The sequence below is a fragment of the Longimonas sp. genome (assembly GCF_046498435.1).
Taxonomy (GTDB): domain Bacteria; phylum Bacteroidota; class Rhodothermia; order Rhodothermales; family Salinibacteraceae; genus Longimonas.
The window spans coordinates 1-4,823 of record NZ_JAWOAR010000349.1; the positions used below are offsets into that span (position 1 = coordinate 1).

Genomic DNA, 4,823 nt, shown 5'->3' on the forward strand with positions numbered 1-4,823 from the left:
CACCTTCTAACAAGACCTATCTGGACTGTTCAACAGAATTTCAGAAAAATGCCTGGGAAGGGCGCAACATCCGGTTCGGGGTGAGGGAGCATGCAATGGGTGCGGTCATGTCCGGAATGTATCTACATTCGGGTATCCGCCCCTATGGTGGGATGCTTACGCCTGCGACCCCCACGCCCGCTTTTCAGCGCGGCGAAAAGACCGCTGATCCACTCCAAATGTATCTGAGCGACGTCTACACCGTGCCAGCAAGCCTGGCGGGCGTGCCGGGGCTGTCGCTACCCATCGGCACACATCCCGATGCTCCGCATCTGCCCGTAGGCGCTCAACTCCTGGCCGCTCCCTTCGACGAAGCGGGCCTCTTGCACGTCGGCGATGCCTTGATGAAAAACGTGCCCGCGTAGGCACGCCGCATTGCAGTTTGTCCGCCGACCTTGTACCCTGTGCATATCCCTTCACGATGCCCCGCACCGCTCCGCGAGGCATCTCCGCCGTTACCGACCATCGACGCCGCACTGATCGCATGAGCATTCTCGTAGATTCTGATACCCGCCTGGTCGTTCAGGGCTTTACAGGCCAGGAAGGCACCTTCCACGCCGAGCAAATGATCGACTACGGCACCAACGTAGTGGCTGGTGTTACGCCTGGCAAAGGGGGCCAAGCGCATCTCGACCGTCCCGTCTTCAACACGGTCGCTGAAGCTGTTGAACAGGAAGGTGCAAACACCTCCGTCATTTTTGTGCCGCCGCCCTTCGCTGCCGATGCGATTCAGGAGTCGGTCGAAGCCGGAATTGAGGTGATCATCTGCATCACCGAAGGCATCCCGGTGAAAGATATGAAGAGCACGTATCACTACGTGCAGCGCCACGGCGCGCACCTGATCGGGCCGAACTGTCCGGGTGTGATTACGCCGGGCGAGGCCAAGATCGGCATTATGCCCGCCATGATTTTTGAGCCGGGATCTGTGGGTGTGATCTCGCGGTCGGGTACCCTGACCTACGAGGCTGTGGACCAGCTTACGCGCGCCGGGTACGGGCAGAGCACCGCGGTGGGCATTGGCGGCGATCCGGTCATCGGCACACGCTTTGTTGACGCGCTGAAGCTCTTTGAAGACGACCCCGACACCGAAGCGGTCGTGCTGATTGGCGAAATTGGCGGAAGCGCTGAGGAAGAAGCCGCCGAGTACATTCAGGCCCACATGAGCAAGCCGGTCTTTAGCTTCATTGCCGGACGCACCGCGCCTCCTGGGCGTCGCATGGGCCACGCTGGTGCCATCGTGTCGGGCGGATCGGGTACGGCAGAGGCGAAGTTTGCTGCCCTCGAACAAGCCGGTGCCGTTGTGGTGAAGAACCCCGCCCTCATTGGCGAGACCGTAAACGAGCATCTGGGCTAAGCACCGCCTTACGCTACGAAACGCAACAGCCGCCCCGTGTTACTCCCTGTGGGATAGCGCGGGGCTTTTGCATGCCAGCGCACATGACTTCGCATCCCCTACAACCTGACACGTACCATACTATGAAAGTGAAATCAGCCGAGTTTGTGAAGGGCGCGGTCAGTTGGGACGGTCTTCCCAACGATGGGCGGCCCGAGGTGGTGTTCTTGGGGCGCTCGAATGTGGGCAAGAGCACCATGCTGAACGCGCTTACGCGCCGGAAGAAGCTGGCGCGCACCAGTAAGCGTCCGGGGAAGACACAGGAATACAACATCTTCCGCATCAACAACCGGCAATACTGGGTCGATATGCCGGGCTACGGATATGCCAAGGTGCCCAAGAAGAAGCGGGTGCGGTGGGCCGAGTTCATTGCGCGCTACGTGAGCGAGCGAGCGCCGCTGAAGGCGATTGTGCACCTGATGGACAGCCGCCATCCGCTTACCGACCTCGACCGCGAACTGATCGACATGATACGGGGCGGTGCGGCCCCGCTGCTCGTGGTGCTCACCAAAGCCGACAAGCTCTCGGGCAACGAGCGCCGGGCGCGCAGAGGCGAGGTTGAGGCGCAGCTCGAAGAGGTCGGGCTGCACGTGCCGCTCATGCTCACCTCCGCCGAAAAAGGCGACGGGCTTGGCGAACTACTCCGCTGGATTGGCACACTTACGTAAGAGAGCATGCGTGTAAACGGGCCCACGCCTTCAAGCCCACGCTCTCAAGCCGCAGTTATCCAAAGAGATAGTTGAGCAGCGAGACAATCGCCGCGACGGCACCGAATCCGCCGAGCATCCACTGTAAGAGGCGCGTTTGCATCTGTTCTAACTGCTTCGAGAGCTGTTCGCTTTGGGCTTGAAGGCGGGCATCGAACGTGGCTTCCAGACTTTCGAAGCGCTTGTTCATCATAGCAAAGCGTTCATCGATCATGGCGAAGCGTTCATCCATCAACGCGAACCGTTCGTCAATAGCGGTGAAGCGCTCCTCAAATTTCGACTCCAGGTTATCGATGCGGGCATTGAGCTGCGCGTCCAGGTTGTCAATGCGTGACTCAATGGAGGTAAACCGCTTTTCAAACCGTGCCTCCAGGTTGTCGATGCGGGCCTCGATGGAGGCAAACCGTTCGTCAAACCGTGCCTCCAGGTTGTCAATACGTGACTCAATGGAGGCAAACCGTTCATCAAACCGTGCCTCCAGGTTGTCGATGCGTGCGTTGAGTTGCGCGTCCAGGTTGTCAATGCGTGACTCAATGGAGGTAAACCGCTCGTCAAAGCGCGCCTCCAAATTGTCGAAGCGCATGCTCAAGCGCGACTCGGTCTCTTCCAGGTCGGCTTTGGTGACGCTGATGGCGTCGGCGTCGGCCAATACCTCGGCGATGCGCTCAGCCTGTTCGGGGCTGAATGTGCCGTCTTCTTGCAGACGACGGGCGGCCTTAAGGGTGTCGATCGGTGGCATGGTTCCTGTGGAGGCCTGGGAAAGCGTACAAAATCCCTACGTCATATCTACACAAACGTTGCATCGGCGGAGTATTGCTACTGAGGCGAAGAGTCCGCAGCATCTGTGGGGGCTGCCTGTAGCGTGATGCGAAACGACTCGCCGCAGTGCGGACAGGTACACGAAGGCGCTTGGGGGGATGCAGGGGCCGGGGCGTTCATGGTGCGGGTTTCATCCGGGTTTGCGTCATTCAACTCCGCCTCAACGGCGTCTTCGATTTCGCGGTCTTTTGCCAGCTCCTCCACAAAGCCCGATCCCAAAATGCTGGTCGGCAGGGCGAACAGCCCGATTCCGATCATGGCTACGGCAGCGGCCAGGGTACGTCCCAGTCCGCTAATGGGGGTTACGTCGCCGTATCCTACGGTGGTGAGCGTAGCTACGGCCCACCACATTGCCTGGGGGATGCTGCCGAACGTGTCGGGCTGATGGGTGCGCTCGACGTAGTACATCAGCGAGGCCGACACGAGCAGCAGCATGAGCATGAGCGCGGTGGTGAAGATAATTTCGTGGCGCTTGTTGTGCCACACGCGTCCGAAGAGGCGCAGCGTGTACAGATAGCGTTTCAGTTTGGCCAGGCGCAGGATACGCATCAGCCGAAAGAGACGGAGGAAGCGCGCATCAACACCGAGGAAAGGCAAGTAGAACGGAAGAATGGCAACCAGGTCCACGATAGCCAACGGCGTAGCCGCCCAGCGGAGGCGCCCGGTGACGGGGTGCTGAAACTTAGGAATGAGCGTGCAGACCCACAGGCGGGCGAGGTATTCGATGCTGAATGCTACCACGGCCATACGCTCAAACGCTGAGAGCACGGGGCCGTACGTGGTGCGTACCGCTGACAGCGACTCCAGAATGACACCCAGCACGCTCAGCACAATGAGCGCCATAATGGCGACATCGATGCGAGCGCTCCACGTTGACAGACGCGTTTCCAGGTCGCCAGCGAGGTTGGGCAGCGTATCCGTCTTGGCGTGCGTGGGGTAGAGCAGTTCGTAGACGATGCGCTTGATGCCAGGCTGAACAGTGCCAGAGGCGTTGGACATGAGACGAGCAGAAGAAACCGGGATGGAACGCGATAGATGCAGTACAAACGACGGGCATCAGACCGTCGGTTCCAGCACGAGACGCGCATCCACAGAAAAAGCCGAACGGAGGGCGTTTCGTTGGGGGCATTTGCACGAGCGGGGCACGAAATGGAGACGTAGCCCGTGCTGCTACATGTAGAAGAAATAGAGCATAGCGGTGGTCACAATGACAAACAGAACCGACAGCACGCTTCCTGCGCGCAAGTAGTCAGCAACGCGATAGCCGCCTGGTGTCATCAGCAGGGCGTTGACGTGGTGCGTGGGGATCATGAACGAGTTGGCGGCACAAATGCCCACCTGAAGCACAAGCACCTTGGCGGGAAGTCCGCCGATGCCCGTCAATTCGAGCACTAAGGGTACCAGCAGTACCGTGGCCGCGACGTTCGACATCATAAGTGAGAAGAGCGTGGTGAGCACACCCAGCGCCAGGAGGATCATAAACGGGTGGACCCCCTGAACGCTCTGCACCATCGTTTCGGCGATGAAGGCCGCTGCGCCCGACGACTCCATGGCGAGTCCAATAGGGATGAGGCCCGAGATAAGAAAAATGACCTTCCATTCAACGGCGCGGTAGGCATCTTCGATAGAAAGCACGCCTCCCAGAATCATCGCGATAGCGCCAGTGAGGAAGCCGATGGAGATCGGAAGGTCGAGCAGTAGCACGGCCCCGAGGGCAGCGGCAAAGCTGCTGACAGCAAAGATCGCTTTTTCGGGGCGCTTTTCCTCACGCTTTTTCAGTGGTGTGACGGTGATAAAGTCTTCGCTTTCCTCGAAAAACTGCAGGCTCTCCCACGCTCCCTGTAGGACGAGCGTATCTCCGGCGC

At 59.5% G+C, this 4,823-nt stretch carries 6 protein-coding genes and 1 pseudogene; 4 read left to right on the forward strand and 3 right to left on the reverse strand.

Annotated elements, in window-relative coordinates:
- Window positions 1-20: 20 nt before the first annotated feature.
- The 4 genes and pseudogenes from R6U20_RS13625 to yihA all read left to right on the forward strand — a co-directional run.
- A pseudogene (locus tag R6U20_RS13625) lies at window positions 21-143 on the forward strand (hypothetical protein); the annotation flags it as partial.
- Window positions 144-152: 9 nt separating this feature from the next.
- Window positions 153-404 carry an amidase family protein gene (locus R6U20_RS13630; RefSeq protein ID WP_410338389.1) on the forward strand — a complete coding sequence of 84 codons (252 nt, stop codon included), beginning with the start codon at window positions 153-155 and terminating at the stop codon, window positions 402-404.
- 119 nt (window positions 405-523) lie between these two features.
- Window positions 524-1,393, forward strand: a complete 870-nt coding sequence (gene sucD / locus R6U20_RS13635) for a succinate--CoA ligase subunit alpha (RefSeq protein ID WP_410338390.1) — start codon at window positions 524-526, stop codon at window positions 1,391-1,393.
- Window positions 1,394-1,515: 122 nt separating this feature from the next.
- On the forward strand, window positions 1,516-2,100 hold the full coding sequence (gene yihA, locus R6U20_RS13640) for a ribosome biogenesis GTP-binding protein YihA/YsxC (RefSeq protein ID WP_410338385.1): 585 nt from the start codon (window positions 1,516-1,518) through the stop codon (window positions 2,098-2,100).
- A 55-nt stretch (window positions 2,101-2,155) separates the two neighbouring features.
- On the opposite strand, the gene R6U20_RS13645 is transcribed toward yihA, so the two are convergent.
- The 3 genes from R6U20_RS13645 to R6U20_RS13655 form a co-directional block, all read right to left on the reverse strand.
- Complete coding sequence (locus R6U20_RS13645) at window positions 2,156-2,878, reverse strand: hypothetical protein (RefSeq protein ID WP_410338386.1); 723 nt, start codon at window positions 2,876-2,878, stop codon at window positions 2,156-2,158.
- 77 nt (window positions 2,879-2,955) lie between these two features.
- Window positions 2,956-3,957, reverse strand: coding sequence for an ion transporter (locus R6U20_RS13650; protein ID WP_410338387.1), 1,002 nt, complete (start codon window positions 3,955-3,957; stop codon window positions 2,956-2,958).
- Between the two features lie 171 nt (window positions 3,958-4,128).
- The coding region (locus tag R6U20_RS13655) for an SLC13 family permease (protein WP_410338388.1) at window positions 4,129-4,823 on the reverse strand (695 nt) is incomplete at its 5' end.

Coding starts and splice junctions, on each gene's coding strand:
- R6U20_RS13630 (WP_410338389.1), top strand. CDS start 153: ATGCTTACGCCTGCGACCCCCACGCCCGCTTTTCAGCGCGGCGAAAAG.
- sucD (WP_410338390.1), top strand. CDS start 524: ATGAGCATTCTCGTAGATTCTGATACCCGCCTGGTCGTTCAGGGCTTT.
- yihA (WP_410338385.1), top strand. CDS start 1,516: ATGAAAGTGAAATCAGCCGAGTTTGTGAAGGGCGCGGTCAGTTGGGAC.
- R6U20_RS13645 (WP_410338386.1), bottom strand. CDS start 2,878: ATGCCACCGATCGACACCCTTAAGGCCGCCCGTCGTCTGCAAGAAGAC.
- R6U20_RS13650 (WP_410338387.1), bottom strand. CDS start 3,957: ATGTCCAACGCCTCTGGCACTGTTCAGCCTGGCATCAAGCGCATCGTC.